This is a genomic window from Arenibacter sp. F20364 (genome assembly GCF_023015905.1).
In the GTDB taxonomy this organism is placed as follows: Bacteria; Bacteroidota; Bacteroidia; order Flavobacteriales; family Flavobacteriaceae; genus Arenibacter.
In genome coordinates this window covers 1-1249 of sequence record NZ_JALKBD010000104.1, presented here as the reverse complement: position 1 = coordinate 1249, position 1249 = coordinate 1, and the positions used below count along the sequence as shown (strand labels likewise).

The following is a 1249-nucleotide window of genomic DNA, read 5'->3' as shown; positions in this document are numbered from 1 at the left end:
CCCATAATTTGCATCATTTCTTCAGACATTTCAGGCATAGGCATATAGTTGAAGAATTTGTTTAATCCTGAATTAATCATCATTAATCCGAATAGAATACATAAAGCAGTAAGAATCTTGTTTTTCATTTTTTAATTGTTATTATTAATAATATGACAAAATTAACTATTTTTGATTACCAATAGTAATCAGCTACCTTTAGGTAATCAGTTACTTCAAGGTAATCATAAAATTAATAGATATGGAAAAAAGGGAACATAAAGAGTGTATGTCCGCCTTGTTACCTGTAAGAGACACTTTAGATGTAATAGGTGGAAAATGGAAACTTTTAATTTTAATTTCTATTTGGGAAGGAAATAAGCACTTTAGGGAAATAGAGCGAAGTATTCCAAAGTTAAGTACCAAAGTTTTGTCAAAGGAATTAAAAGATTTGGAAGAAAATCAGTTGATTACAAGAACTGTTTTAAATGGTTTTCCTGTAAGAACAGAATATAAGCCAACAGAACATTCCAAAACGCTAGAAAAAGTCATTTTTGAATTGCATAATTGGGGTATCCATCATAGAAAGAAAATCTTTGGTGATAAGTCCTTTACAAATAATTCAGTTAGTGTGTAGTGTGAATTGGATTACATTACTGCCAACGTTAAGGCTATGATTTCGGTCTGGGAAATCCGACAGGATTTTTCAGGATCGGAATCGGGCCGGATTAAAAGTAAGAAATTTTCTCTATTGAAAAAGGGAAGACTGAATTATAGGCCATGTTAGCGGTTGCTTGCAGCGCAGGCCCTGCCCCAAGGCACAACCCTAAGTAATTGTCCGCGTATTTTTGCCGCATATTCAATCCGGCGCAGGCCTTAATAGACACCATTATTATCTGAGGTTTTACATAGCCGGGGCTGGGCAGGGCAGGCCAAAAGTCCATCTGCGTGCTGCTTGCGTAACCCTTGCGTACTGGCGGCAAATGGTTTGGCCTTTACGGTGCTCTATTATAAATCCCAAAACCCTTTTAATTCCTGATTCCTAGAATTGCAAACCGTGGTTTTTTGCTGTCCTGATAAACGTACTGTTTGCGAACAGATTGGGAAAACTATAGGGTAGGCAGCAAAAAAAAGGAAGTCCCGAAGCTGGTCTTAAATTTTTATAGCAAGTTACCGCTAACGGTTTAGCTATGAACAGTACGGGAGCAAACTGGCGTTTGCTTTCTGACACTCGCATAGCGAAATCTTATTGTTTTGATTTATTTTTTTT

The 1249-nt window shown here is 36.7% G+C and carries 1 protein-coding gene; it reads left to right on the top strand.

Going from position 1 to position 1249, the window contains the following annotated elements; genetic code table 11:
* Window positions 1–241 precede the first annotated feature (241 nt).
* The gene (locus tag MWU84_RS23885) at window positions 242–616 is read left to right on the top strand and encodes a helix-turn-helix domain-containing protein (RefSeq protein ID WP_051957448.1); all 375 of its coding nucleotides are present in this window, start codon (window positions 242–244) and stop codon (window positions 614–616) included.
* Window positions 617–1249 lie beyond the last annotated feature (633 nt).